The sequence below is a fragment of the Amycolatopsis sp. cmx-4-61 genome (assembly GCF_046548775.1).
Taxonomy (GTDB): domain Bacteria; phylum Actinomycetota; class Actinomycetes; order Mycobacteriales; family Pseudonocardiaceae; genus Amycolatopsis.
Window position 1 is genome coordinate 145,115 of record NZ_JAEBEI010000002.1, and the last position, 26,071, is coordinate 171,185.

The following is a 26,071-nucleotide window of genomic DNA, read 5'->3' on the forward strand; positions in this document are numbered from 1 at the left end:
ACTTGGGTTGTGTTTCCGGGTAGGGCGCGCTGGGAGGCCGCCTCGGCGGCTGGGGTTGCGTTGGTGGTTGGGCGCGCTGGAGGGCCATCTCAGGCGCATTCCGGCCGCATCTGCCCGGCCCACCCGGCGGCACCCCCCGGGGCCCACCTGGGGGAACGCCCGGACCAGCCTCAGCGATCCTCAGCCGCGCACCGCCGCCACTGCACCCGGCCGCCGGAACGGTCCGCGTGCCAGACCGGCGTCGCCTCCGTCTCCCACGTGGGCACCAACCGGTCCGTCGCCACGCGCCCGCGGGCCACGCGGCCGAACAACTCCACCCCGTCGGTGCGGCGGGCCGGCGGAATCCACGCCGGGAACCGCGCTGCGGGCAGCTTTCGCTCGATCCACTCCCGTGCCGAGCCCTCGCTCCCGTGGTCGGACTCGACGATGCTCGACACCACGCCGTCGCCGCCCACGGTGAGGGCAATCGACGCGCGCCAGCGCACGGGAGCTGCTTCCGATGTCATCCTCCCCAGGTTCCCGGAAGAACGCGGCCGCGGGCCAGTACACGTTCGGATGGATCGACGCTCACTCACGGTGCCTCCCAGTCCACACGTCACGACGCGTTCAGCAGCCGCGCACACGCCCGCTCCAGCACCGCACGGGCCTCGTCGCCCTCCAGGCGTGCGGCTCGCTTCAGCGCTGGGGCGATCGTGCGCTCGTTGCGGTACGCCTCCACCAGCCGGGGGTCCACATAGGACGACCGGCAGACCGCCGGGGTGTTGCCCAGCGCCGTCGAGACCTCCTTCATCACCGCCGCCTCCGCGCGCTTGCGGGCCGTCTCCGAGGTCGGGGGGTCCGCCACGGCGAACGCGGCCGCCGCGAGCACCGTCGCGTTCCACGTCCGCATGTCCTTCGCCGTGCAGTCCTCGCCCGCCAGCTCCTTGAACCGCTCGTTGATGTCGGCGGCGTGCACCTCGTGCCACGTGCCGCCCTCGCGGTAGACGAGCAGCCGGTCGCTGCCGGACCGGCTGCGCAGCAGCGCCTTCATCACCGCCGCGAGCTCCGCGTCGCAGATGGCCACCTCGCGGTTCAGGCCGCCCTTGGCGATGTAGCAGAACCGGCATTCGTCGCCGCGGACGGCCACGTGCTCTCGCAGCAGCGTCGCGGCGCCGTGGGTGCCGTTCTCCTCCGCGTACTCCTCGCCGCCGGTGCGGAAGATGCCCCGGTCGAGCATGCGCAGGGCCGCCGCGAGGACCCGCTTGCGCGTCAGGCCGCTGCCGGCCAGGTCCGCCGCCACCGACTCGCGCCACTGCGGCAGCCGGCGGGCCATCTGCAGCACGCGGTCGTGCTTCTCCTCGTCGCGGTCCCGCCGCCACTGCTCGTGGTAGAGGTACTGCCGCCGCCCGGCGTCGTCGGTCCCGACCGCCTGGACGTGCCCGTTCGGGTAGGGGCAGATCCACACGTTCTTCCAGGCCGGCGGGATGACGAGCCCCTTGATCCGGTCGAGGAGCTCGGCGTCGGTGACCGGCGAGCCGTCGGGCATGGCATAGGAGAACCCGCGGCCGCGGCGGATCCGCTTGATGCCCGGGCCGCGCAGGTCACTGCGCCGGAGTCTGGTGCGTCCCACCGCCGCGAAATACCCACCCGGCGTACCGGGAAACCATGATTGCCGCCCGCGGCGGTGGGTAGTCGACGGCGGAAGCACCGGAAGGAGTACGGATGACCACCGCAACCAGGCCGCTGGCCGTCGTGACCGGCGCGTCGAGCGGGATCGGGCTGGAGCTGGCCAAGCAGTTCGCCCGGCACGACTTCGACGTCGTGCTGGCCGCCGAAGACGCCGAGCTCGCCACGGCCGCCGACGAGGTCAGCGCGTGCGGCGCGCAGGTCGAGGCGGTCCGCACCGACCTCGCCACCCCGGACGGGGTCGAAGAGCTGGTCCGCCACCTCGCCGGCCGCCCGGTCGAGGCGCTGGCGGTCAACGCCGGCGTGGGGATCAACGGCGAGTTCGCCGGGGACACCCGGCTGGAGGACCAGCTGACGGTCGTCGACCTCAACGTCCGCTCGGCCGTGCACCTGACCAAGCGGGTCGTGCCCGGCATGGTCGGCCGCGGCCGCGGCCGGGTACTGTTCACCTCCTCGATCGCCGGCACCTCGCCCGCGCCCTACCAAGCCGTCTACGCCGCGTCGAAGGCGTTCTTGACGTCGTTCTCGGAGGGCCTGCGGGCCGAGCTGAAGGACAAGGGCGTCACCGTCACGGCGATGCTGCCCGGCCCGGTCGACACGGAGTTCTTCGAACGCGCCGACATGACCGACACCAAGCTCGCCGCCGGCGACAAGGACACGCCGGCCGAAATCGCGGAAGCCGGCTACGAAGCCCTGATGGCCGGGAAGGACAAGATTGTCCCGGGCGCGGCGAAGAACAAGCTCCAGGCGGCCGGCTCCCGTTTCCTGCCGGACGAGGCCAAAGCGAAACAACAGGGCAAGATGATGAAGCCCGGATCGGCGGATGGATGAGCGTCATCGAGGACGTCACCGAGAAGGCGAAGCACGTGCAACGCAGCTACGCCGGTGACGAGGACCGGCCGCTGGCCGGCTACCTGGGCGCGATGGGCGCCTACGGTGCGCTGGTGGGCGGGCTCACCGTGCTCGGCCGCGCGGTCGGGGCACGGCTGCCGGAGCGGTTCGGGGCCGGCGACACGGCCCTGCTGGGTGCGGCGACCTTCAAGGCCAGCCGCATGCTGGGGAAGGCGGCCGTCACCAGCCCCCTGCGGGCCCCGTTCACCCGCTTCGAGGAGTCCGCGGGCGCGACCGAGCTGAACGAGTCCGTCCCGGGCAAGGGGCACGTCGAGCACGCGGTCGGCGAGCTCCTGTCGTGCCCGTTCTGCCTGAACGTCTGGATCGGCACCGGCCTGACCGCGGGCCTGGTGATGGCACCGCGGGCGACGCGGCTGGCGGCCACCGTGCTGACCGCCGTGGGCCTGGCGGACGCCCTGCACCTGCTGTACGACGCCGGCAAGAAGCTGGCCTCGGGCTAGCCGGGCGGGCCGGCGGGGGACGTCCTCCGCCGGCTCACTCCGGCCCGCGCCGCAGGGGGCGGACCGCCGGGCCCTGCACCACTTCGCCGTCGACGCCGAACCGCGAGCCGTGGCAGGGGCAGTCCCACGTCCGTTCGGCGTCGTTGAACGAAACCAGGCACCCCAGGTGCGTGCAGTGCGCGCCGACGGTGTGCAGTTTCCCCGCTTCGTCCCGGTGGGCGGCGACCAGCTCGCCGCCGACGCGGACCACCTCGGCTTCGCCGGGCTGCAGGTCGTCGAGCTTCTCCGACCGCCACAGCGCGGCCACGTGGTCGCCGACGAGGTACTTCGCGACGGTCAGGTTGTCCTGGGCCACTTCGAGCACGGACCGCGCGTCGAACCGGTTGGGGTCGAACAGCTCCGCGGCCGGGTGCGGTTCGCCGAGGATCCGCGCCGCCAGCACGTGGCCCGCGGCGGTGCCGCCGGTCATGCCCCACTGGCCGAACCCGGTGGCCACCCACAGGTTCTTCGTCCCGGGCAGGTAACGGCCGACGTAGGGCAGCAGATCGGGCGTGGACATGTCGTGCGCGGACCAGCGGTGGGTCACGCGGTGCAGGCCCGCGTGCGCGTCGGCCCACTCCGCGAGCCGCCGGTAGCGGCGTTCGACGTTGACGTGCGCGCCCACGCGGTAGTGCTCGCCGCCGGCGATCACCATCGGCGTGCCGCCTTCGGTGTACCCGCGCACGGAGTGGTGCGTGTCGGCGTCGAGGAACATGCCCGCCGGCGCGGTGTTCCCGGCCGCCGGGCCCGCGACGACGAGGTCGCGCACCGGGTCCAGCCGGGCGAAGTACAGGCCGCGGTCGAGCACGGGGTAGTGGGTGGCGACGACGATCTCGTCCGCCGCGGCGTCGCCGCGCGACGTGCGGACGGTCTGCCCGTTGACCGCGGTCGCCCGGGCGTGCTCGACGATGGTGCCGCCCGCCCGCTCGAGTTCGGCGGCCAGGCCGAGCAGCCACCGGCGGGGGTGGAAGTGCGCCTGCCCGGTGGTCAGCACGGCGCCGAGCGCGGGCACGTCCAAGGGCACGTCTTCGGTGAACGACGCCGGCAGGCCGGCCACGGCGGCGGCGTCGGCCTCCTGCCTGAGGGAGCCGACGGTGCTTTCCCGCGTCGTGTAGACGTAGCTGTCCGCCCGGGTGAACCCGCAGTCGATGCCGAGTTCGGCCGCGGTCGCGGCGATCCACTCGCCGGCCGCCGTCTGGGTACCGGCGTAGACCTTCGCGGCGCCTTCGCCGTGGCGGGAGGCCAGGTCCGCGTACTTCGCGCCGTGCTGCGCGCTGACCTTCGCGGTGGTGTGGCCGGACACCCCGGCCGCGACCCGCTCGGCTTCCAGCACCACCACCGACCGGCCGGCGCGCGCGAGCAGCAGGGCGGTGGTGAGCCCGGCGATCCCCGCGCCGAGCACCGCCACGTCGGCGGACTCCGGCACCGGCACGCCGGTGCGGTCCGGGGCCGGGGCGGTCTCGACCCACAGGGAAAGCGGTTCGGGCAAGGCTGTCATGCCTGAGGATGCCCGCGAAACGCCGTGGGAAACGGGCCATCCGGCCCCGTTTCGGCGGTTCGGCGGGTCGGGTAGCCCACCGGTATGAGTAGCGACATCTTCGTGATCGGCCTGGACGAGGAGAACCGGCGGGTCCTGGACCGCATTCCGCGGGCCGCCGCCTACCGGTTCCACGGCCTGCTGACTCCCGAAGAGCTGTACCAGGGCGAAATCGACGTGGAAGGGCTCCTGAAGACAGCGCAGCAGGAACTCGACGCGTTCGACGGCGACATCGCGGCGATCGTCAGCTACGGGGACTTCCCCGCCGCGACCCTCGTGCCCGTCCTGTGCGCCCGGTACGGGCTGCCCAGCGTGCCGCTGGAGGCGGTGCTGAAGTGCGAGCACAAGTACTGGAGCAGGCTGGAACAGAGAAAGGCGATCGACGAGCTGCCGAACTTCGGCATCGTCGACCTCGACGCCCCGCACCCCGCGCCGCCGGAGGGCGTCGGTTATCCGATGTGGCTCAAGCCGGTCAAGTCGTTCTCCTCCGAACTCGCCTTCAACGCCGGGAACGACGCGCAGTTCGCCGAAGCCGTCGCGAAGATCCGGGCCGGCGTGGGCCGGGTGGGCGAGCCGTTCGGTGCCGTGCTGGAGCAGGTCGAGCTGCCCCCGGAGATCGCCCGGGTGGGCGGCGCGGCGTGCCTGGCCGAAGAGGCGCTGCGGGGCGTCCAGGCAGCCATCGAGGGCTACGTGTACCAGGGCGAGGTCACCGTCCACGGCGCCCTCGACTCGGTCAACTACCCGGACAGCTCGTCCTTCCTGCGCCACCAGTACCCGTCGCAGCTGGGGGAGGAGCCCGTCCAGCGCATGCGGGACGTCGCCGAACGGGTGCTGAAGCAGATCGGCTTCGACAACGGCACCTTCGGCATCGAGTTCTTCTGCGACCCCGAATCCGGCCAGGTGTGCCTGCTGGGGATCAACCCGCGGCACTCGCCGTCGCACGCCGAGCTGTTCGAGTTCGTCGACGGCGTGGCCAACCACGAAATCATGGTGCGCCTCGGACTGGGCCAGGACCCCGCCCGCCGTCCCCGCAAGGGCACCTACCAGATCGCCGGCAAGTGGTACCTGCGCCGCTTCGAGGACGGCGTCGTGACGCGCGTGCCGACGCCCGAGGAGATCGCGACGGTGCAGCACCGCGTCGACGGCACGCGGATCGACATCGTTCCCGAGGCGGGACAGCGGCTTTCCGACCTGCCGCAGCAGGACAGCTACAGCTTCGAGCTGGCTCACCTGTTCGTGGCGGGGCACACCGAGCACGAAATGGTCCAGAAGTACCAGGCGTGCGTGGACGCCCTGCCGTTCGAATTCGCCCCGCCGTTCGATTCCGCCCGGCCGTTCAATTCCACCCGGCCGTTCGATTCTGCCCCGCCGTTCAATTCCACCAGGGCGTGACGAAGCGGGGGCCGGGTTCGGACTGTCCGAACCCGACCCCCGCTCCGGTTTCGCTCAGCCCGACTGCGGGTCGCTGTCGTCGTGCTCGTTCCCGCTCGAGGTGCCCTGCTCGCCGCGGAGGGTCTCGCGCTGGGCCTCCGGCGTGTCGCCGTGCGGGTCGTCGCCACGGGGGCCTTCGGCGGGGTCGGTCGGGTGCTGCGTGCGCTCTTCGGTCATTCTCGTCCCTCCTTCACGGTCCTTCCACGACGGATACCCCGCCGCCCGCGGCTCAACCGCGGGGGTTTGCCGCGGTGATCGCCGGGTAAGCCCGATTTCGACGCGGTTGACGCCGGCGATCGCGCCGGGACCGCGGTGAGGTGAAGGAGACCCAGATGACCACGTCGGCGGAACCCGTCCGCCCGGGCCCCTTGGCCGCCCGGTCCGTCGTCCACCAGCCCGTGCCCGCGGCGCCGCGGATGCTGCGGCTGCCCGGCGTCTACCGCCCGCAGGAGGACACCGCCCTGCTCGCGTCGGCGATCGCCGAGCTGGTGATCCCGCGCGGGGCGCGCGCCCTCGACCTGTGCACCGGCACCGGCGCGCAGGCGATCACGCTGGCCCGGCGCGGCGCGGGAACCGTGGTGGCGATGGATCTTTCGCGCCGGGCGCTGGCGTCGGCGCGGCTGAACGCGCTGGTCCGGCAGCTCGCCGTGCACCCGTGCCGCGGCGGTCTCGCCCGTGCGCTGCGCGAAGGCCCGTTCGACGTCGTCGTCGCCAACCCGCCGTACGTGCCGTCCCCGGCGCCGACGGTCCGCGCCACCCGCGGCTGGGACGCGGGCCCGGACGGCCGGTCCCTGCTGGACCCGCTGTGCGCCGCCGCCGGCACGCTCCTGCGCCCGGGGGGCTCGATGCTGCTCGTGCAGTCGGCACTGGCCGATGTGGACAAGTCACTGGACCTGCTGGGGGCCGAGGGACTGCGCGCTTCGGTGGTTCGCCGTGCCCGGATCCCGTTCGGGCCGGTCCTTTCCGGACGGACGGAGTTCCTGGAGTCGGCCGGGCTGATCGAGCCGGGCCAGCGGACGGAAGAGCTGGTGGTGCTCCGTGCCGATCGCTGACCGTGGTCCCCGCCGGGTGACCGTGGTCCCCGGTGGTCCGGTTCTGGTGGAAGGGCCGGTCGAGCTGTGCACGCCCGACGGCGAGCTCGTGCGGTCGGACCGGTTCGTCGTGGCCGTCTGCGCGTGCCGGCGGAGCAAGCGGTTCCCGTTCTGCGACACCAGCCACCGCAAACGCGTCCGCACGCAGTCGGACGACTGACGCCGACGGGCCTCCCGGGTGCGCCGGGAGGCCCTCCGTACGTCAGGGCCGGAGGGACGACTTCCCGGCCCGCCAGCTGTTCAGCAGCTGCTCCCCGAAGCGGCCCTCCAGGAATTCGGTCGCCTGGATGCCGAACACGATGTCGGCGGCCAGCTCGGGCTCCTGGTCCAGCAGGTCGCCCAGCACGTCGTGGCGCATGACCTGCTCGTGGACCGCGTCGGCTTCGATGTGCTCGGTGTAGAAGAACCGGCACGCTTCGGGCGCCTCCAGGCGGCGCAGGGCCTGGTCCATCCGCTGGGCCGACGGTGCCGTGGTGATCTCCGCCGCCGCGAAGTGGCCGCACAGTGCGCCGCGCAGGGACCGGTGCAGGCCGAACAGCGACATCATGTTGACCACGGCCAGCATCGTGGCCGGAACCCGGTCGATGAGTTCCAGGTAGCCGTCGGGCAGCCCGGCCGCCCGCAGCAGGTCGACGTAGAGGCGCGCGTGCATGAGCTCCGCGCGGCCGCCGCCGAACTCGTCGAACTCCACCGCCACCAGCGCGGCCTTGGCGCGCCCGCGCAGCCGCGGGATCACCCACGCGTGCGGATCGGCTTCCTTGTGGTGGTAGATCGAGCGGTGGGTGAAGTACTCGCGCACCTGCGTCCAGTCGCCGTGGTCGCGCAGGAAGTGCGAAACCCCTTCGGCGTCGATCGGCTCGACGAGCAGGGCATCCAGTTCGGCCGTGACGTCGTCGCCGCCGGCCACGTTGTCGCGCAGCGCGGCCAGGAAGCGCGCCTCCAGGGCGCCGCGCAGGCGCAGGAGCTCCGGGTCCCACTCCCAGTCGGCGGACACGCCCGGCAGGCCCTGGTAGTGCAGTTCGTAGCACAGGTGCAGAGCCAGCTGGAGGTCGTCGCCGAATGGGTCGGCGTCCGCGAGGCCGTCGAAGTCCAGGTCCGCCTTCGGGTGGGCCCGCAGCAGTGTGGACAGCACCGACTCCGAGAGCGGGCCCCGGGCGGCCGGCAGGGTGGCCACCCGGGCAGTGGTGGAAGTCGTCATGTTCCCGGCTACCCGGTGAGCAGCGTTCCATGCGCCGCGGGCACGGTCGCCGCCGTGAGCCACCGCACCGCGGCCGCCGTCTCGTGGTCGGCGACCGCGCGCTGCTGCGCCGCCCCCGTCCCGCCGGTCCGCACCGCCTCGACGAGCTTCTGGACCTCGGCCAGGTCCCCGCTGTCCTCCAGCGGCTCTCTGACGTGCGTCAACAGCTCGTCGACGAGGGTCCACGCGGGCCGCCGCGTCTCGGCCTCGGCGTCCACCAGCTGCCCGCCGAGGCCGTGGCGCGCCGCGGTCCACACGGCTGCCGCGGCCACCTGCGGGGACAGCGGCGTGGCTTCCCGGCCTTCGGCGAGGTCGGCGAGCGCCCGCTGCACCAGCGCCCGGCTCACCAGGGCCTGCAGCACGGCGTGGTCGACGGTCAGCGCCGTGTCGGCGACCCGGAACTCGACCGTGGGGAACCGGCCGGACGGCCGGGCCAGCCAGAACGTCTGGTCCGGGTCGACCAGCGCGCCGCAGTCCACGAGCGTCTCGATCGCCCGGCGGTACTCGGCGTGCCCGCGCAGGTAGGGGGCCACGCCGGAGCCGGGGAAGCGGGACTGCAGGACCATCCGCCAGCTGTCGTAACCGGTGTCCCGCCCGCGGTCGAACGGCGAATTGGCCGACAGCGCGAGCAGCGTGGGCAGCCACCGGCCGAGGTGGTTGACGACGGCCACCGCGGTGTCGGGATCGGGCACCCCGACGTGGACGTGGCACCCGCAGGCCTCGTAGTCGGCGACGACCGCGCCGTAGGCCGCGTCGATCTCGGCGTAGCGGCCGGTGCTCGCGGGCGGCGGCGCGGCCGGGCCCGGCCCGACCGGCGTCCCGGTGGCCAGCAGCGCACAGTCTTCGGCCGCCGCGGCGCCGGCCAGCACCCGGCGCGCGGCGGTCAGCTGGTGGCGGAGCTCGCCGGCGGTGGTGCAGACGCCGGTGACGGTCTCGATCTGCGTGAGCCGCAGCTCGCGGGTCGCCGCGACGCCGTCGGGCAGCGGGCCGTGGTGGCGGTACCGGGCCAGTACCGGTTCCGCGCACGGCGATACGTGCCCGGTGCGGGGGTTCACGAGGAGGAACTCCTCTTCGACACCCATCGTGGGCGGGCCGTCGGACATGGGCGGGCTCCTTCCGGACGGGCTGCGGTTACCCGCTCCCGCGGCGGAAATGCCCCCGGGCCCGTGCCTTGTTTCGCCGCGCGCCCGCTGCGGGTACTTCGGGCAGATGACGACTCACGAGCGGCTGGGTGGCACCGGGGCGGTTTCCCCGGCGACGCGGCGGCTGCCTGCACCGCGTGCCCCGGCCGACGGCGAGCTGCAGAGCCGGATCCGGTGCAAGAGCCCGGAGGCGGTCGTGGTGGAGGTCGCCGGCGAAGTCGACCTGTGCACGGTGGCCCGGCTGGCGGAAGTCCTGGACGAACACGTCCGCGCCCGTCCCGGCGTCCTGCGGGTCGACCTCGGCCAGGTCCGGTTCTTCGGTGCCGCGGGCCTGCGGGTGCTGCTGCGGGCGCAGCGGCACGCCGAAGCCGCCGCGATCCACCTGGTCGTCGACCCCGGCGGATCGCGGGCGGCGCTCCGGGCGCTCGACCTGCTCGGGCGCCTCCACGGCAGCGGCCGTTAGGCGCCGGTCAGCAGGTCGACGACGTCCTCGGCCCGGTTCCGTTCCGCGAACCGGCGTCGTTGCCGGTCGGCGCCGCCGCCTTCGGCCGCGAGCCGCGCAATTCCTTCCCGGGCGAAGTCGAGATCTCCGGCCGCGTCCAGCGCGGACGCCGACAGCGCGACCAAATCGTCGAGGACCGCCTTCGTCGGTTCCGGATCGCCGGTCTTCGGGTGCGGGCAGGAGCCGGTCACGCCTTCCCGCGAGGCTCGCCAGAGCTGCCCTCGCAGCACCTCGTTCGACAGGTGCGGTGCGGGCGAGCCGTCGGCGAGCGCGGTGGCGACCAGGCCGCGGGCCAGCACGCCCAGCAGCACCGCGTCCTCCGGCGTCGCGGCGACGTCGGCGATGCGGAACTCCAGCGTCGGCTGCCTGTCCGAAAGCCGGACGTCCCAGTAGATCATCCCGCGGTCGAGGATCGAGCCCGCGCGCAGCCAGCCGTCGACGATGCTTTCGTACTCGTCCAGCGACGCGAACCGCGGCGGAGGCCCGGCCGACGGCCACCGGCTCCACTGCTGGTAGCGCCAGCTGCAGTAGCCGGTGTCGTAGCCGTCGGAGATCGCCGAGTTGGCGGTCACCGTGAGCAGCGCGGGCAGCCACGGCCGGATCCAGTTCAGCACCTGGACGCCGGTTTCCTTGTCCGGGATCGCCACGTGCACGTGGCAGCCGCACGTCAGCGACGTCCGCGCGGTGGCGCCGAAGTGCTCGGCCATCCGCTCGTAGCGCGGATTCGGCGTGATGACGGGCGGGTTCTCCTCGAACAGCAGCGGGGACGCGGCGGGCAGCACGCGGAACCCGCGCCGCCGGGCGGCGCCGTCGAGGTCTCCGCGCAGGCCGCGCAGCTGGCGCAGGGCTTCGGCGTGGGTGCGGCAGACGTCGGTGGCCGCCTCGGCCTGGTGACGCGTGAGTTCGTGCTGCAGTTCGCCTTGCTCGTCGCCGGCGGCTTCGGCCGCGTCGACGACGTCGTCGCCGGCCTGGGACAGGTGGCCGCGGCGGTCGACGACGAAGAACTCCTCTTCGATGCCGAACGTCAGCACGTCGCCCGTGGGTTGGTTCACCGGTGTTCTCCTGGGGTCGGGGACCGCCTGGATACCCGGACGGCGGTTCCGGCAAACGCGTTTCTCCCCGCGGTGAACGGGTATCCGGGGTGTCATCGAGTTACGTCCAGGTCGCCCTGCGAGACCTGGCCACCCCCGGAGGACATGGATGTCGACCGACGCGATCGTGCTGCTCAAGAACGACCACAAGACGGTGGAGAAGCTGTTCAAGCAATTCGAGAAGGCGGGCGAGGACGCGTACGACGAGAAGCGCCGGATCGCCGATTCGATCATCGAAGAGCTGACCGTCCACGCCTACATCGAAGAAGAGATCTTCTACCCCGCGGCGCGTGAAGCCGTGCCGGAGACGAAGGACCACGTCCTGGAAAGCGTGGAAGAGCACCACGTGGTGGTGTGGATGCTCTCGGAGCTGCTCGGTATGGACCCGAAGGAGGAGACCTTCGACGCGAAGGTCACGGTCCTCACCGAGAACGTCCGCCACCACGTCGAAGAAGAAGAGGACGAGTGGTTCCCCGAGGTCCGCTCGGCGATGGGCCGCAAGCAGCTGCAGGAACTGGGGCAGCGGATGATCGACGCCCGCTCGAAGGCGCCCAAGAACCCGCTGGAGCTCAAGAGCGCCAAGGCCTGAACACCGGACCACGCGAAGGGCGGGCACTTCCCCGGGGAAGTGCCCGCCCTTTCGCCGTCAGTGCTTCGCGACGACCCGGATGGACTTCAGTTCCGAATCGGCCGGGTCCGGCAGCAGCATGCCGGCGCCGAGCCCGCTGCGCAGGTAGTCGAGCATCGGCCGGGTGAGCACCTCGCCGGGCAGCACGCCGGGCGCGCCCGGCGGGTAGGGTGTGATCATCTCCGCCGCGATCCGGCCCGCCGCCTCGGCGACCGGGACCTGTTCGGCCGGGCCGAAGAACGCGTCGCGCGGCAGCATCGCCGTTTCCAGTTCCATGTCCTGCGGCGACGGCAGGTCCACCCTCGGCGGCTTTTCGAACGAGGGCGCGGCCTTCACGAGCGCGTCGATCGCGTCGACCAGCGTGCCCGCCGTCTTCTCGTCGTCGGAGTGGTTGAACTGCGCCACGATCCGGCGGTGGTCGGCCAGGCCGACGGTGACGCGCTGCTGCTCGCGCAGCCAGTCGGCTGCCTGGTAGCCGCTGATCCCCAGCGGGTCGAGGTCGAGCACGACCTTCAGCGGGTCGACCGAATCGGCGAGGTCCGGGCCGAGGAACTCGTCGTGCATCACCGTCACGCCCAGCTCGCCCAGCCGGCCGCGCACCGACTTCACGAGCGTCAGCGCGCCCCCGAGGAGTTCCTGGCCCTGCTCGACCATCTGCCGGCGCCAGCCGTCGAGGGCCGCGTAGACCAGGCAGCTCGCGCTGGTCGTGCCGAGCAGGTCCTCGCGTGCTTTGAGGACGTTCGGGTCGACGCGGTCGCCCTGCAGGTGGAAGACCGAGCTCTGCTCGACCGCGGCCCCCATCTTGTGCACGCTCGTGACGCAGACGTCGGCGCCGACGTTCATACCCCACGGTGGCAGGCCGTCGTGGAACGGCAGGTGCGCGCCCCAGGCCTCGTCGACGATCAGCGGGAGGTCGTGTTCGTGGCACCACTCGGCGATCGCGCGCAGGTCGCCGCCCGTGCCGTAGTCGGTCGGGGTCACCACGAGCGCTCCCTTGACATCGGGGTCGCGCTCGTAGGCCTCGGCGAACTCCCGGACGCCCGGCGGGTGGCTCAGGTGCCGCTCGGCGTCCCAGTGCGGCCGCACCCACACCGGCCGGACGCCGCTGACGATCAGCCCGGAGATCACCGACTTGTGGACGTGCCGGGGCACCAGCAGCTTCTCGTGCGGCCCGGCGACGGCCAGCATCGCGCTCTTCACCGACAGGGAGCTGCCGCACGTGGAGAAGAAGGTGTGCTCGGCGCCGACGGCGTCGGCCATCAACTCCTGGGCGCTCGAGAGCACCCCGTGCCGCATCAGCCGGTCGTCGAGGCCGTTGAGCGAGATGACGTCGGACTCGAACACGCCCGCGCCGACCACCTCGAGCACCCGCGGGTCGACGCCCCGGCCCTGCTTGTGGCCGGGCGCGTTGTACGGGACGTAGCCGGTGCGGTGGTAGTCGCTCAGCGCCTCGAGCACTGGTGCCTTGCTGTGGTCCATGGCGCCGGAATAGCCGGAGGGCGCCCGCGCGAAACACCCGGTGGCATGACCGTCGGTGGTTGGGGTATCCCGGAAGGCATGGAGTGGCACGAGGAGCTGCACGAGCGGGCCGACGAGCGCATCGAGCACCTGGACGAGCGGCTGTGGGCCGTCGCCACCGCGCTGCACGAACGGCCGGAACTGTCCTATGAGGAGCACGCCGCCGCCGAACGGCTCACCGGGGAACTGGCCGCCGACGGCTTCGAGGTCGAGACCGGGGTCGCCGGGCTCCCCACGGCGTTCGTCGCCCGGGCCGGGCAGGGGCGGCCGTGCGTCGCGCTGCTGCTCGAGTACGACGCGCTGCCGGGCCTGGGGCACGCCTGCGGGCACAACCTGATCGCCGCGGCCGGCCTGGGCGCCGCGCTGGCCGCCAAGGACGTCCTGGGGGACGAGCGGGGCTCGCTGCTCGCCGTGGGCACGCCGGCGGAGGAGCGCGGCGGCGGCAAGGTCGCGATGGCCGAGGCGGGGGTCTTCGACGACGTCGACGCGGCCCTGATGGTCCACCCCGGCGTCCACTCGTGGTCGTGGGCGCCGCTGACCGCGCAGGTGGAAGTGAAGGTGACGTTCCACGGCCGGGCCGCGCACCCGACCGGCGACCCGGAACAGGGCGTCGACGCCCTCGCCGCCCTGATCCAAGCGTTCGGCGCGGTCTCCGCGCTGCGCCAGCGCCTGCCGGCCGGCTCGCACGTCCAGGGCATCATCACCCACGGCGGCGAGGCGACGAACATCGTCCCGGACCGCGCCGAAGGCCGCTTCGGGCTCCGCGCGCTGACCACGGACAGACTGGACCGCCTGGTCGAGGACGTGACGACGTGCGCGCAGGGGGCGGCGCTGGCGACCGGGGCGAAGGTCGACGTCGAACGCCTCGGCCGCGGGTACGCGCACTTCCGCGACAACCCGGTGCTGTCCGAGCGGTTCACCGAGCACCTGGCGGCCTGCGGCATCCACGCGACCCCGCCCGCGCCGGGGGTCTTCCTGGGGTCGTCGGACATCGGCGACGTCAGCGTCCGCGTCCCGGCGATCCACCCGTTCGTGGCCATCACGGCGGAGGAGATGTCGGACCACACGCCGGAATTCGCCGAAGCGGCGGCCGGCCCGCGCGGCCGGGCGGCCATGCTGGCCTCGGCGGCGGCGCTGGCGCGGACGGTGATCGACCTGCGGACGCATCCCGCGCTGGTCAGCCGCGCGTGGGACTGCTTCCGGGACCAGGCCCGGAACCGGCGGTGACCGGACGCGACAGCCGGTGCCGGAGCGGTCTCCGGCACCGGCTGTCGCGTCACGCCACCGGCGTGTAGTGCGACGCGTCCCCTTCGAGCGACTCACTCGGCCGCCCGTCGATGCCGGCGGGGATGTCGCCGGCCACGGTGACGCGGTTGAGCCGCCGCGGCAGGCCGTCGTAGTTGTCGATCGCGTAGTGCTGGGTGATCCGGTTGTCGAACAGGACCAGCTGGTCCGGCTCCCACGCCACCCGCACGACGTTCTCCGGCCGGGTGACGTAGGACTGCAGCAGCCGCAGCAGGTCCCGGGATTCGCTCACCGAGAGGCCCTCGATCCGCTGGGCGAACCCGCCGATGAACAGGCCGCGCTCGCCGGTCACCGGGTGCACCCGGACCACCGGGTGCACGGTCCGGTACTTCCGCGAGACGAACTGCGCCCGTCGGGCCTGCTCCTTCTCGTCGACCGTCTCCGGCGGCTGGACGTAGTCGTAGTCGTTGGTGTGCACCGCCCGCAGCGTGTCGGCGAACGCCCGCAGCGGTGCCGGCAGGTCGCGGTAGGCCGCGGCGGCGTTGGCGATCAGCGTCTCCCCGCCGTAGGGCGGCACCACCAGGCTGCGCAGCGTGCTCGCCTTCGGCGGGTTCAGGACGAAGGTGACGTCGGTGTGCCAGTGGTTGGCGCGGCCCTGCTCGCTGTCGACGGGCAGGATCGTCGGCGCGCCCTCGACGGCGGGCACGGTCGGGTGGGCCTTGGTCAGCTCGCCGAAGTGCGCCGCGAACCGCTGCTGGCCCTCGTCGTCGAGCCGGACGTTCCGGAACACCAGGGCCTTGTGCTCGTGCAGGGCGTCGGCCAGGAACGCCACCTGCGTCGCGTCGAGGCCACCGGCCGGGTCGAAGCCGACGATCTCGGCGCCGATCCTCCCGGTCAGCTTGCGGACGTCGGTACCGATGGTGGTCATGCGGGCTCCTTCACTCGGTTGCGGTTGACCGGCCGCGCGAGGCCGTAGTGCTCGCGCAAGGTGGGGCCGGAGTACTCGGTGCGGAACAGCCCGCGCCGCTGCAGCTCCGGGACGACGAGGTCGACGAAGTCGTCGAGCCCGCCGGGCAGGGTGGGCGGCATGACGTTGAAGCCGTCGGCGGCGCCGCCGGTGAACCACGCCTCCAGTTCGTCGGCGACCTGGACCGGCGTGCCGGCGAAGACCCGGTGCCCGCGGCCGCCCGCCAGCCGTTCGAGCAGCTGCCGGATGGTCAGGTCCTCGCGCCGGGCCAGGCCGACGACCAGGTCGAACCGGCTCTGGCCGCCCTCGGTGAAGCTGCCGACGTCGGGCAGCGGCCCGTCCAGCGGGTAGCCGGTGACGTCGTGGTCGAGCATCTTCGACAGCTGCCGCAGCCCGTAGTCCGGGGTGATCAGCGCGTTCAGCTCGGCCTCGCGTCCGCGCGCCTCGGCTTCGGTGCGGCCGAGGATCGGCGAGATCCCGGGCAGGATCTTGATTTCGTCCGGGGTGCGGCCGTACTTCGCGAGCCGGCTCTTGACGTCGTCGTAGAACGCCTTGCCTTCGGCGAACGTCTGCTGCGCGGTGAACACGGCTTCGGCGTGCCGGGCCGCGTACTCCTTGCCGGTTTCCGACGAGCCGGCCTGCACGAGCAGCGGGTGACCCTGTACCGGGCGTTCGATGTTCAGCGGTCCCCGCACCCGGAAGTGCGGTCCGTCGTGGGTGATCGCGCGGATCCGGTCGGTGTCGGCGTAGACCCCGGCGGCCCGGTCGACGACCGCCGCGTCGTCGTCCCAGCTGTCCCACAGCTTCTTGACCACCTCGACGAACTCCTCGGCCCGGTCGTAGCGTGCGTCGTGCGACGGGCGCTTGGCGAGGTTGAAGTTGCGGGCCTCGTCGATGCCCGCGGAGGTGACGATGTTCCAGCCCGCGCGGCCGCCGGAGAGGTGGTCGAGCGAGGCGAACTTCCGGGCCAGGTGGTAGGGCTCGTTGTAGGTCGTCGAGGCCGTCGCGATCAGTCCGATGTGGACTGTCGAAGCGGCGAGCGCCGAAAGCAGCGTCAGCGGTTCGAAGTGGCTGTGGGAGTTGTGCCTGACGTTGCCCCACAGGGCGACGCCGTCGGCGAGGAAGATCGAGTCGAGCTTGCCGCGCTCGGCGGTCCGGGCGATGTCGACGTAGTGCTGCAGCGTCCGGGCCCGGTGCGGGTCGGTCGAGGGGTGCCGCCACGCGGCTTCGTGGTGGCCGTTCGGCATCACGAACGCGTTGAGGTGCATCATGGTTTCTCCTTGGGGCGCCAGGTGGAAAACCGCCGTTCGAGGCCGACGAAGCCGGCGTTGACGAGCACGCCGAGCACCGAGACCGCGATGATCCCGGCGTACATCTGCTGGATCTGGAAGTTCACCTGGCTCGTGTTGATGAGGTAGCCGAGCCCGGCCTTCGCGCCGACCATCTCCGCGGCCACCAGCACCAGGATCGAGTACGACGCCGCCATCCGGATGCCGGTGAACACCGTCGGCACCGCCGAGGGCAGGATCACCTTCCGGAACAGCCGCGGGCTGGACAGCCCCAGCGAGCGGGCCGCCTTGACCAGCAGCGGGTCGACCGTGTTGACGCCGGCGATCGTGTTGAGCAGCACCGGCCACACGCAGGCGTAGACCACCAGGCTGACCTTCGACAGCTCGCCGATGCCCAGCAGCAGCGTGAACACCGGCAGCAGGGCCAGCGCGGCGGTGTTGCGGGCGAGCTCCAGCAGCGGCTGCAGGAACCGCGCGACCGGCCGGTACCAGCCGATCAGCAGGCCCAGGGGGACCGCGACGGCCACGGCCACGGCGAACCCCGCCGCGGAGCGCCCGACGGAGGCCAGCAGGTGGTCGGCCAGCTCGCCGTCGAGGGCGAGGTCCCCCAGCGCCTGCAGGTCTTCCGACAGCGGCGGCAGGAACGTCCGCGTGCTCTCGTCGAGGACGAACCGGGGGACCAGCTCCCACAGCAGCACGAACAGGACGACCGCGGCGGACGCGTGCACCGCGCGGGTGAGCCGCGTCCGCCAGCGCCGGGGCCGCGGCGGCGGGGCCGCCGGTCCGATGTGGACGGATGGTGCGTCGAGGGTGGTGGTCATCGGGCCGCGCTCCGTTCGTGTTCGGCCGCTTTGCGGACCTCGTCGTGCAGCAGTTCCCAGAGCCGGTGGCGCTGCCGCCCGAACGCCGCGCCGGAGCGCACGTCACCCGTGCGGTCGCCGAGATCGACGTCGACGACGGCCTTGAGCCTGCCGGGCCGGGACGTCAGCACCGCGACCCGCTGTCCCAGGTAGACGGCTTCGTCGATGCCGTGGGTGATGAACACGATCGTCTTGCCGGTGCGGCGCCAGATCCGCAGCAGCTCCTCCTGCAGCTGTTCGCGGGTCTGCGCGTCGAGCGCGGCGAACGGCTCGTCCATCAGCAGCACGGCCGGGTCGTAGGCGAGGCTGCGGGCGATCGCCACCCGCTGCTTCATCCCGCCGGACAGCTCGTGCGGGTAGCGGTCCTCGAAGCCGGACAACCCGACGAGGGCGAGGTATTCGCGAGCTCGCTCCGCCCGCTGCCGCTTGCCGAGCGGCCCGCCTTCGAGGCCGAACTCGACGTTGGCGCGGGCGGTGCGCCACGGGAACAGCGCGTACTGCTGGAAGACGACGCCGCGGTCCAGCCCCGGGCCGCGGACCGGCTGGCCGTCGATGAGCACCTCGCCCGACGTCGGCGTGGTCAACCCGCCCAGCAGGTCGAGCAGCGTCGACTTGCCCGAGCCGCTGGGGCCGACCAGCGACAGGAACGTGCCGTCGGCGATGTCGAGGGAGACGTCGTCGAGCGCGGTCAGTGCGCCGAACGTCTTGGTCACCGAACGGATGCCGATCACTTGGTCACCGCCGGGGCGCCGTCGCGGTAGGGGTTGAACTCGTTGGTGTAGAGCTTCGCCGTGTCGATCCGGTCGTGCTTGAGGTAGCCCTCCTGCTTCAGCCACGGCTCCCAGCGGGTGTAGTCCGCGTCGGAAATCAGGCCGCCGCGGGTGATGCCGACGCTCTTCCAGTACTTGAGCGTGTCGGTGTTTTCGTTGCGGCCGCGGGCTTTGATGATTTTCGTGAAGCGCGCGATCACTTCGTCCCGCGGGGTGGTGCGTTCCCACTCGATCGCCCGTGCCACCGCGGAGACGAAGATCTTCGTCGTCTCCGGGTACTTCTTGATGAAGTCGGCGCGCAGGACGTACGGGCCGCCGTTGTAGGGCCCGAACGCGCCGACGTCGGTGAACAGCGGGCGGACGCCACCGGCGGCGACGGCGTGGTCCTGCAGGATGCCCTGCAGCGCGGCGACGTCGAGCTGGCCGTTGCGCAGCGCCTGTTCGGCGTTCACCGGCGGGATCACGACGAGCTGCACCTGCTTGATCTCGTCGTCGGACAGGCCCTGTCCCTTCAGCCAGGTGTCGAGGGCGGCCTCGAGGTTCGCCCCGGCCGTGTTGACGCCGACCTTCTTGCCGATCAGGTCGCGGGCGGTCCGGATCGGGCTGTCTTCCCTGGTGTAGAAGCCGATGAACGCCTTGTCGTCGGAGCCGTAGTAGTTGACGACCGCCTTGACCGGGGCGCCGGCTTCGACCAGCTTGACGACCGCGCCGGTGAAGGCGCCGCCGAAGTCGGTCTGGTCGGTGGCCGCCGACTGGATGTCCTGCGGGCCGCTGATCGTGTTGCCGACCCACTTGAGCTTGACCGGGCCGAAGTAGCCCAGGTCTTCGGCGAGTTCGGGCAGGGTGACGGCGTTGGCGTTGCCCTGGTAGCGCAGTTCGAGCTTCTCCGGTTGCCCGGGCGCACCGGTGGCCGTCGCCGAAGCGCAGCCGGCCAGCAGGACCAGGGCGGCGGCGAGCAGGGGCAGGGTTTTCTTCACGGTGGGTTCGTCCGTTCCGGGAGTCGGTGGGGATGGCAGCAATTCTTCGCAGCACCCGGACGGACGGTCAATTTTGCGAGTTCGTGAAATAACTCCGCTGCTTCACGAAGCGTGCGGCCACCGCGTGGGAAGCGGACCGAGCGGGTCTTCGTAGAGGACGTCCAGGAGCACCGCGCCGCCGGCGGTGGCCAGCTCGGTTCCCGGGAAACTCGTGCCCACAACGGTTTCCGCCGGATCGGGACAGCGGGACCGCTCGCGGACCTCCTCCCGGATGGTGGGAAGGCAGCCGGGCACCCGGGCTACACTCCGGTCGACCACCACGAGCACGGCCGGGTTGAGGACGTCGAGCAGGAGGGCCGCCGCCTGGCCGACGAGCCGGGCGCGCTCGTGGAACATCGCCACGGCCGCGGAATTGCCGTGTGCGGCCAGTTCGAGCAATTCCGGGAAGTCCGGGTACGCGATCAGCCCGTTTTCCGCGGCCTTTCGCGCGAGCGTCGCTTCGGAAACGGCCGCTTCCAGGCAGCCGGTGCGTCCGCACCGGCACGGCTCGGTGCTGCCGTCGACCCGCACGTGCGCGACGGCCCCCGCGGCCGAGCGCGGGCCGTGGTGCACTCCTTCGCCGGTGGCGAACGCGGCGTCGACGACGTTGCCGGTGAACAGCTGCACGACGCTGTCGCGGGCCCGCGGGTGCCCGAAGAGCCGTTCGGCGTGCACCAGCGCCCGCGCGTGCCCGTCGACCTCCACGGCCAGCCCGGTGCTGCCGGCCAGCAGGTCCCGGACCGGCACGTTCCGCCAGCCCAGCAGCGGGTGTTCGACCACGGTGCCGGACTCCCGGTCGACCCAGCCGCCGGTGGCGACGCCGAGGCCGAGCGGCTCGCGGTCCGGGGCGTGGCCGAGCAGGAGGTCGTCGAAGATCTCGGCGGCGCGGGCGAGCAGGTCTTCCGCGGCCAGCCCGTCGTGCGGTTCTTCGTGCTGCACCAGCACTTTCCCACGCAGGTCGAGCAGGGCGACGGTGGCGTGGTGCACGGCGATGTGCAGGGCACCGGCGACGTACCGCCCGGTGTCGAGGTCGACCGGCACGTGCGGCCGTCCGACGCTTTTGGGTGCCTGGGTTTCCGGGAGCTCGCGCAGCAGTCCCAGCCGGGCCAGTTCGGCGGTGTGTCCGGTGACCGCGGCCGCGGACAGCCCGGTCCGCCGCGCGATGGTGCTGCGCGCGATCGGGCCGTCGTCGAGCACCGCCCGCAGGACGGCGCTGGCACTGGCGCTGCGCCGGCCCCCGCGCGCGTCCGTCCTGTGTGGACTTTTCGCCCGGCTCGTCACCGCCCGATCGTGGCAGACGAACCGGCGCTCGCCCAGTGCGCCCAGCATGCGGGCGGCGATCAGCCGGGAGCCGGCGGCCGCCCGGCGTTCGCCGCCCGCAGGAACCGTTCGCCGGTCCTGGCCAGTTCCGCGGCGAGGTCCGGTGCGTCGAGCACCTCGAAGTCCACTTCGAGCAGTCCGAGGTACAGCCCGAGCAGCTGCGCGTGGTCGGATCCGACCTCGGCGACGCAGCGGTCCGGGCCTTCGGGTGTCACCTCGACCGCGATCGGCAGCCGGGCCCGGACGTGCTCCACCGGTGCGTGCAGCCGCACCCGGGCGTGGAAGCGCCAGGTCGCCGCGCCCGCGCTGCGCTGGACGAACCGCGCGACATCGCCCTCCGGCGGCTCCCGCAGGGCGAACCGGGGGCCGTTGGGCACCTTCGGCGTCATCCGGTCGACGCGGAAGGTGCGCCAGCCGGCACGGGCGGCGTCCCAGGCGACGAGGTACCAGCGCCGTCCCCAGCTGACCAGCCGGTGCGGTTCGACCTCGCGACGGCTCGGCGTCCCCTGGTGGCTCGTGTAGTCGAAGCGCAGCCGTTCGCTCGCCCGGATCGCCGCCGCGATCGCGGTCAGCACGTCGGCGTCGACGGCCGGACCGGCGCCGGGCACCGCGACCGTCGCCGCCTGCAGGGCCTGCACGCGGTGCCGCAGCCGCGACGGCAGCACCTGCTCGAGCTTGGCCAGCGCGCGCACCGACGTCTCGGCGATGCCGGCGACCCCCGCCGCCGTCCGCAGCCCGACCGCGACGGCCACCGCTTCGTCGTCGTCCAACAGCAACGGCGGGAGCTGCGCGCCCGCGCCCAGCCGGTAGCCGCCCCGGACACCGGGCGCGGCCTCGACCGGGTAACCGAGCTCCCGCAGCTTGCCGATGTCGCTGCGGACCGTGCGCGCAGTGACGCCGAGGCGACCGGCGAGGTCGGCGCCGGTCCAGTCGCGCCGGGCTTCGAGCAGTGACAGCAGCCGCAGGAGGCGAGCGGAGGTCTGCAACATTTTCGGAGGATCGCACGAAACGCGGAAGAGAGTCTTCCGCAATCCCGCATAGCTTGCCGCTCATGACGAACGAAATCCGCCCCTTCCGCATCGACGTCCCCCGGGCCGAGCTGGCCGACCTGCACCGGCGGCTCACCTCGGCCCGGTTCGCCGACCCCGTGCCCGGCGACGAGCCGGACTGGTCCCGCGGCATCCCGACGTCGGCGGTGCAGGCGCTCGCCGAGTACTGGCGCGACGGCTACGACTGGCGGGCCCAGGAGGCGGCGCTCAACGCGTTCCCGCAGTTCACGACCGTGATCGACGGGCAGACCATCCACTTCCTGCACGTCCGGTCGGCCCAGGAGGACGCGGTGCCGCTGCTGCTCACCCACGGCTACCCGAGCTCGGTCGCCGAATTCCTCGACGTCATCGGCCCGCTGACCGAGCCGGGCCCGGACGCCTTCCACGTCGTCGTCCCGTCGGTGCCCGGATTCGGGTTTTCGACGCCGCTGAGCGGCCCCGGCTGGGAACTGGCCCGCACCACCGACGCGTTCGCCGAGCTGATGACCCGGCTCGGCTACCCCCGGTTCGCCGCGCAGGGCGGTGACCTCGGCGCGGGGTGACCGGCCGGCTCGCGGCCGTCCACCCGGACCGGGTGCTCGGCACGCACGTCACCAGCGACCGCGGCACGATCGCGTTGGCCGGCGAGCAGCTGCCGCTGCCGGACGGCCTGACCGCGGCCGAGCAGTCCGAATTGGACGCCGCCCGCGAAGCGTGGCGCGCCGATCGCGGCTACCTCGACCTGCAGACCCACCGGCCCGAGACGATCGCGGCCGCGCTCACCGACTCCCCGGTCGGCCAGCTGGCGTGGATCGCGGAGAAGTTCGAAGCGTGGAGCGGCCCGGACGGCATCGACCGCGACCGGCTCCTGACGAACGTGAGCCTCTACTGGTTCACCCGCAGCGGCGCGACCGCGGCCCGGTTCCTGTACGAGGCCGCCCACTCGGCCCACGGTTGGCTGGCGCCGTCGGACGTCCCGGCCGGCTGGGCGGTGTTCGACACGTCGCCGGTGGTCCGGCGGATCATGGATCCCGACGAGAAGATCGCGCACTGGTCGGACTTCACCGAAGGCGGCCACTTCGCGGCCATGGAGACGCCCGAGCTCCTGGTGGCCGACATCCGGGCGTTCTTCCGGGGTCTGCGGTCGTGAGGGTCGACGCGCCGGGCCGGGGCGCGGTCGTCAACGGCGGCACGCTCGGCCGGGCCCGGTGCGCCGTGTCCGGAAGGCACCGGGGGAGGGTGACCGGCTGCCGGAGTTGCTCGGCGTAGGGAGCGGTCGGGCCGGATCACCCGGAAACCGACTCCGAAACCGCCGCGCTGGGTCAGAATCGGCGCGTGTTGTTCGCCATCCTCGGGCCGGTCGAAGCCCGCCGTCCCGATGGGACCCCGGTCGCGCTCGGCGGGCCGCAGCTGCGGGGCCTGCTCGCCTTGCTCGCGCTCGACGCCGGGCGCTTCGTCAGCGCCGAACGGCTCATCGACGGGCTGCACGGCGAGTACCCGCCCGAGGGGGCCGCCGAGGCGCTGCAGTCCCAGGTCTCGCGGCTGCGGCGGCGGCTGCGGGACGGCGGCGCGCCCGACGGCCTCGTCGAATTCACCGCCGCCGGGTACCGGCTGGCCGTCGACCCGCAGGACGTCGACGTCCACCGCTTCGAACGCCTCACCGCGCAAGCGCGGGAAACCCCCGATCCGGCGGCGAAATTCGAGCTGCTCACCGAAGCACTCGCGCTGTGGCGGGGGCCCGCGCTCGACGGGCTCGCCGATCCACCGCGCGCGGCCCGGCTGGCGGAACTGCGGCTGGCCGCGACCGAAGACCGCGTCGAAGCCGGGCTCGCGCTCGGCCACCACGAGCGGCTCGTCGCCGAACTGCGGGAGCTCGCCGCCGAGCACCCGCTGCGCGAGCGCATCACCACCCAGCTCGTCCGGGCCCTGCACGGCAGCGGCCGGTCCGCCGAAGCCCTCGCGGTGTTCGCCGGGATCCGGGAACGCCTCGCCGACGAGCTCGGCGCCGACCCGTCGCCGGAGCTCGTGGCCGCCCACACCGCAGTCCTCCGAGCCGCGGCTCCGGCTCCAGCGCGCCGGGTGCCGGTGCCGCTCACCGCGTTCGTCGGCCGCGCCGAACTCGACCGGCTCACCGCGGCCCTGGGCGGCGCCCGGCTCGTCACGCTCACCGGGCCGGGCGGCGCCGGCAAGACGCGGCTCGCCGTCGAAGCCGCGGCCCGGGCGGTGGGCGAGGTCTGCTTCGTCGAACTCGCGACCGCCACCGACGTTCCGCGTGCGGTCCTGGCCGCACTGGGCCTGCGGGAACAGGGGGTGCTGACCCCGGGCGCGGCCGCGGATCCGGCCGACCGCCTCGCGGCCGGGCTGGCCGACCGGCCGCTGCTGCTGGTCCTCGACAACTGCGAACACGTCGTCGCCGCGGCCGCGCGGCTGGTGCGGCGCCTGCTGGGGGAGTGCGCCGGCCTGCGCGTGCTGGCCACCAGCCGGGAGGCGCTCGGCCTGACCGGCGAGACGCTGATCCCGGTCGGCGCGCTGCCCGCCGACGCCGCGGAGCGCCTGTTCACCGCCCGGGCCGCGGCCGTCGCCCCCGGCGAGGCACCCGCCCCGGGCGCGGTGACCCGCATCTGCGCCGCCCTCGACGGCCTTCCGCTGGCCATCGAGCTCGCCGCCGCGCGGCTGCGCTCGCTGTCCGCCGACGACGTCGCCGGCCGCCTCGGCGACCGCTTCGGGCTGCTTTCGCGCGGCGACCGGACCGCGGAGCCGCGGCACCGGACCCTCCGCGGCGTCGTCGAGTGGAGCTGGGACCTGCTCGACCCCGGCGAACGGCTGCTGGCGGGCCGGTTCGCGGTGTTCGCCGGCGGTGCGCGGCCGGCCGCCGTCGAACGCGTCTGCGAGGTCCCCGACGCCGTGCTCACCGGGCTCGTCGAGAAGTCCTTCGTCGAGTTCACCGGCGGCCGGTACCGGATGCTGGAAACGATCCGCGCGTTCTGCGCCGAGCAGGGCGAAGACCGGCGGGCGGCGCACGCGCGGTACTTCCTCGACTTCGCTTCGGCCCGCGAGCCGAAGCTGCGCGGCGCCGGCCAGCTGAACGCACTGGCCGAGCTGACCGCCGAACACGCCGACCTGCAGGCGGCCCTGCACTGGAGCGCCACCGAAGACCCGGAGACCGCGTTGCGGCTCATCGCCGCGCTGTCCTGGTACTGGTGGCTGCGCGGCCTGCGCAGCGAGGTGCCACCGATCGCGGACACCGTGCTCGCCGCCCTCGGTCCCGAGCCTCCGCCCGGGCTGGCCGAGGAGTACGTCTTGGGCGTGCTCCAGGCGTCGGACACCGACGTCGAGATCGAGCCGATCCTGCGGCGGCTCGACGGGCCGTTGCGGTACCCGTACCTCTTCCTGCTGTGGGCGTTTTCCCCGCGTGCCAAGGCGAAGGAAGGCGAGCGGCTGGCCGCGCTGATCGGTCCCGACGCGTGGTCGCGGGCGTTCGCCCGCATCGGCGACGGCCTCGGCGCACAGTACGGCGGCCGGATCGCCGAAGCCGAAGCGCACTTCGCGGCGTCACTCGAGGCGTTCCGCGCCCTCGGCGACCGCTGGGGTGCGGCCAGTGCGCTGGATAAGCTCGCGGAGTTCGCCGACTGGCGCGGCGACCACGCGCGGTTCCGCGAGCTGATGGACGAGTCCGTGCGGCTGGCCGGCGAGCTCGGCGCCACCGAAGACGCGGCCGACCTGCTCTGCCGCCGGGCCGACGGCATCCTGCGGCAGGGAGACGCCGAAGCCGCGAAAGCCGACTACGAAGCCGCCGCCGAGCAGGCGCGCGCGGCCGGGACCCCGGTGACGCTCGCCCGGGCCCGCGGCGGGCTGGGGGAGATCGCCCGGCGCGCGGGCGACCTGGCCGCGGCCCGGCGCTGGTACACCGCGGCCCTCCGGCTGGCCGCCGACCCGGTGACCGGCGGCGAGACGCGGATCCGCATCCACGTCGGCTTCGGCTGGACCGCGGTCGCCGAGGGCCGCCTGGCCGAGGCGACCGACCTGCACCAGGAGGCGCTCGCCACGGCGCTGGAACACACGAACCTGCCCGGCGCGGCCCAGGCGATCGAAGGGCTGGCGGGGGTGCTCGCCGCACGCGAGGAGGCCGAGCGGGCGGCGTTCCTCCTCGGCGTCGCGGAAGGGCTGCGCGGTGCGCCGGTGACCGGGGACGCCGACGTCGCCGGGGTGGCCGGGCACGTCCGGGCGCGCATCGGGGCCGACGCCTACCGCAAGGCGTTCGAGCGCGGCCGGGAAACGCCGCCCGAGCAGGCGGTCGAGGAGGCCGGTCAGCGGCGGTTCGCGCTCGGTTCGTGAGCGGTCAG

Annotated in this window: 24 protein-coding genes and 1 pseudogene; 10 read left to right on the forward strand and 15 right to left on the reverse strand. The window is 73.1% G+C overall.

Annotated elements, in window-relative coordinates; all coding sequences use genetic code 11:
• Positions 1–170: 170 nt before the first annotated feature.
• Complete coding sequence (locus ACLJOU_RS09170) at positions 171–506, reverse strand: hypothetical protein (protein ID WP_410565126.1); 336 nt, start codon at positions 504–506, stop codon at positions 171–173.
• An 89-nt stretch (positions 507–595) separates the two neighbouring features.
• A complete protein-coding gene (locus tag ACLJOU_RS09175; protein WP_410565128.1) occupies positions 596–1,609 on the reverse strand; it encodes a DNA topoisomerase IB in 1,014 nt (337 codons plus the stop codon).
• Between the two features lie 92 nt (positions 1,610–1,701).
• Here ACLJOU_RS09175 and ACLJOU_RS09180 point away from each other — a divergent pair, with 92 nt between their 5' ends.
• Both ACLJOU_RS09180 and ACLJOU_RS09185 read left to right on the forward strand, forming a co-directional pair.
• Positions 1,702–2,496, forward strand: a complete 795-nt coding sequence (locus ACLJOU_RS09180) for an SDR family NAD(P)-dependent oxidoreductase (protein WP_410565130.1) — start codon at positions 1,702–1,704, stop codon at positions 2,494–2,496.
• Positions 2,493–3,017, forward strand: coding sequence for a DUF1360 domain-containing protein (locus tag ACLJOU_RS09185; protein WP_410565133.1), 525 nt, complete (start codon positions 2,493–2,495; stop codon positions 3,015–3,017). The genes ACLJOU_RS09180 and ACLJOU_RS09185 overlap by 4 nt, the downstream gene beginning before the upstream one ends.
• Positions 3,018–3,051: 34 nt before the next feature.
• On the opposite strand, the gene ACLJOU_RS09190 is transcribed toward ACLJOU_RS09185, so the two are convergent.
• On the reverse strand, positions 3,052–4,554 hold the full coding sequence (locus ACLJOU_RS09190; protein WP_410565135.1) for an FAD-dependent oxidoreductase: 1,503 nt from the start codon (positions 4,552–4,554) through the stop codon (positions 3,052–3,054).
• A gap of 84 nt (positions 4,555–4,638) precedes the next feature.
• On the opposite strand from ACLJOU_RS09190, the gene ACLJOU_RS09195 reads away from it, so the two are divergent.
• A complete protein-coding gene (locus tag ACLJOU_RS09195; RefSeq protein WP_410565136.1) occupies positions 4,639–5,985 on the forward strand; it encodes an acetyl-CoA carboxylase biotin carboxylase subunit family protein in 1,347 nt (448 codons plus the stop codon).
• Between the two features lie 54 nt (positions 5,986–6,039).
• Here the strand turns inward: ACLJOU_RS09195 and ACLJOU_RS09200 are convergent, their stop codons facing one another.
• Positions 6,040–6,201 (reverse strand): hypothetical protein, encoded by a 162-nt coding sequence (locus ACLJOU_RS09200; RefSeq protein WP_410565139.1) that lies wholly within the window; start codon positions 6,199–6,201, stop codon positions 6,040–6,042.
• A gap of 155 nt (positions 6,202–6,356) precedes the next feature.
• Between ACLJOU_RS09200 and ACLJOU_RS09205 the strand changes: the two genes are divergently transcribed.
• Both ACLJOU_RS09205 and ACLJOU_RS09210 read left to right on the forward strand, forming a co-directional pair.
• Positions 6,357–7,076, forward strand: coding sequence for a methyltransferase (locus tag ACLJOU_RS09205; protein ID WP_410565142.1), 720 nt, complete (start codon positions 6,357–6,359; stop codon positions 7,074–7,076).
• Positions 7,063–7,275 (forward strand): CDGSH iron-sulfur domain-containing protein, encoded by a 213-nt coding sequence (locus ACLJOU_RS09210; RefSeq protein WP_410565144.1) that lies wholly within the window; start codon positions 7,063–7,065, stop codon positions 7,273–7,275. Before ACLJOU_RS09205 ends, ACLJOU_RS09210 begins: the two co-directional genes overlap by 14 nt.
• Before the next feature lie 42 nt (positions 7,276–7,317).
• On the opposite strand, the gene ACLJOU_RS09215 is transcribed toward ACLJOU_RS09210, so the two are convergent.
• Positions 7,318–8,313 carry an iron-containing redox enzyme family protein gene (locus ACLJOU_RS09215; protein WP_410565147.1) on the reverse strand — a complete coding sequence of 332 codons (996 nt, stop codon included), beginning with the start codon at positions 8,311–8,313 and terminating at the stop codon, positions 7,318–7,320.
• 8 nt (positions 8,314–8,321) lie between these two features.
• On the reverse strand, positions 8,322–9,455 hold the full coding sequence (locus tag ACLJOU_RS09220; protein WP_410565149.1) for a glutamate--cysteine ligase: 1,134 nt from the start codon (positions 9,453–9,455) through the stop codon (positions 8,322–8,324).
• Between the two features lie 106 nt (positions 9,456–9,561).
• Between ACLJOU_RS09220 and ACLJOU_RS09225 the strand changes: the two genes are divergently transcribed.
• On the forward strand, positions 9,562–9,957 hold the full coding sequence (locus ACLJOU_RS09225; protein WP_410565151.1) for an STAS domain-containing protein: 396 nt from the start codon (positions 9,562–9,564) through the stop codon (positions 9,955–9,957).
• On the opposite strand, the gene ACLJOU_RS09230 is transcribed toward ACLJOU_RS09225, so the two are convergent.
• Positions 9,954–11,048, reverse strand: a complete 1,095-nt coding sequence (locus ACLJOU_RS09230; protein WP_410565153.1) for a glutamate--cysteine ligase — start codon at positions 11,046–11,048, stop codon at positions 9,954–9,956. The genes ACLJOU_RS09225 and ACLJOU_RS09230 overlap by 4 nt on opposite strands.
• A gap of 148 nt (positions 11,049–11,196) precedes the next feature.
• Here ACLJOU_RS09230 and ACLJOU_RS09235 point away from each other — a divergent pair, with 148 nt between their 5' ends.
• Positions 11,197–11,676, forward strand: coding sequence for a hemerythrin domain-containing protein (locus ACLJOU_RS09235; RefSeq protein ID WP_364247404.1), 480 nt, complete (start codon positions 11,197–11,199; stop codon positions 11,674–11,676).
• A gap of 57 nt (positions 11,677–11,733) precedes the next feature.
• Here the strand turns inward: ACLJOU_RS09235 and ACLJOU_RS09240 are convergent, their stop codons facing one another.
• Positions 11,734–13,194: an aminotransferase class I/II-fold pyridoxal phosphate-dependent enzyme gene (locus ACLJOU_RS09240; RefSeq protein ID WP_410565156.1), complete on the reverse strand. Its 1,461-nt coding sequence runs from the start codon at positions 13,192–13,194 to the stop codon at positions 11,734–11,736.
• Positions 13,195–13,272: 78 nt separating this feature from the next.
• Here ACLJOU_RS09240 and ACLJOU_RS09245 point away from each other — a divergent pair, with 78 nt between their 5' ends.
• Positions 13,273–14,460: an amidohydrolase gene (locus tag ACLJOU_RS09245; protein WP_410565159.1), complete on the forward strand. Its 1,188-nt coding sequence runs from the start codon at positions 13,273–13,275 to the stop codon at positions 14,458–14,460.
• A gap of 49 nt (positions 14,461–14,509) precedes the next feature.
• Here ACLJOU_RS09245 and ACLJOU_RS09250 read toward each other — a convergent pair whose 3' ends face one another.
• The 7 genes from ACLJOU_RS09250 to ACLJOU_RS09280 all read right to left on the reverse strand — a co-directional run bounded on the left by ACLJOU_RS09250 (position 14,510) and on the right by ACLJOU_RS09280 (position 21,689).
• Positions 14,510–15,406 carry a TauD/TfdA dioxygenase family protein gene (locus tag ACLJOU_RS09250; protein ID WP_410565161.1) on the reverse strand — a complete coding sequence of 299 codons (897 nt, stop codon included), beginning with the start codon at positions 15,404–15,406 and terminating at the stop codon, positions 14,510–14,512.
• Positions 15,403–16,716 (reverse strand): LLM class flavin-dependent oxidoreductase, encoded by a 1,314-nt coding sequence (locus tag ACLJOU_RS09255; RefSeq protein ID WP_410565163.1) that lies wholly within the window; start codon positions 16,714–16,716, stop codon positions 15,403–15,405. The genes ACLJOU_RS09250 and ACLJOU_RS09255 overlap by 4 nt, the downstream gene beginning before the upstream one ends.
• Entirely contained in the window at positions 16,713–17,555 is an 843-nt protein-coding gene (locus ACLJOU_RS09260; RefSeq protein ID WP_410565165.1) for an ABC transporter permease, read from the reverse strand. Before ACLJOU_RS09260 ends, ACLJOU_RS09255 begins: the two co-directional genes overlap by 4 nt.
• Positions 17,552–18,325: an ABC transporter ATP-binding protein gene (locus tag ACLJOU_RS09265; protein ID WP_410565166.1), complete on the reverse strand. Its 774-nt coding sequence runs from the start codon at positions 18,323–18,325 to the stop codon at positions 17,552–17,554. Before ACLJOU_RS09265 ends, ACLJOU_RS09260 begins: the two co-directional genes overlap by 4 nt.
• Positions 18,322–19,341: an ABC transporter substrate-binding protein gene (locus ACLJOU_RS09270; protein ID WP_410565168.1), complete on the reverse strand. Its 1,020-nt coding sequence runs from the start codon at positions 19,339–19,341 to the stop codon at positions 18,322–18,324. Before ACLJOU_RS09270 ends, ACLJOU_RS09265 begins: the two co-directional genes overlap by 4 nt.
• 102 nt (positions 19,342–19,443) lie before the next feature.
• The gene (locus ACLJOU_RS09275) at positions 19,444–20,661 is read right to left on the reverse strand and encodes an ROK family protein (RefSeq protein WP_410566665.1); all 1,218 of its coding nucleotides are present in this window, start codon (positions 20,659–20,661) and stop codon (positions 19,444–19,446) included.
• 59 nt (positions 20,662–20,720) lie between these two features.
• Positions 20,721–21,689 carry a helix-turn-helix transcriptional regulator gene (locus ACLJOU_RS09280; RefSeq protein WP_410565171.1) on the reverse strand — a complete coding sequence of 323 codons (969 nt, stop codon included), beginning with the start codon at positions 21,687–21,689 and terminating at the stop codon, positions 20,721–20,723.
• Positions 21,690–21,751: 62 nt separating this feature from the next.
• Between ACLJOU_RS09280 and ACLJOU_RS09285 the strand changes: the two are divergent.
• Positions 21,752–22,878, forward strand: a pseudogene (locus ACLJOU_RS09285) (epoxide hydrolase family protein).
• Positions 22,879–23,063: 185 nt separating this feature from the next.
• On the forward strand, positions 23,064–26,063 hold the full coding sequence (locus ACLJOU_RS09290) for an ATP-binding protein (RefSeq protein WP_410565174.1): 3,000 nt from the start codon (positions 23,064–23,066) through the stop codon (positions 26,061–26,063).
• The last annotated feature ends 8 nt before the right edge of the window (positions 26,064–26,071 follow it).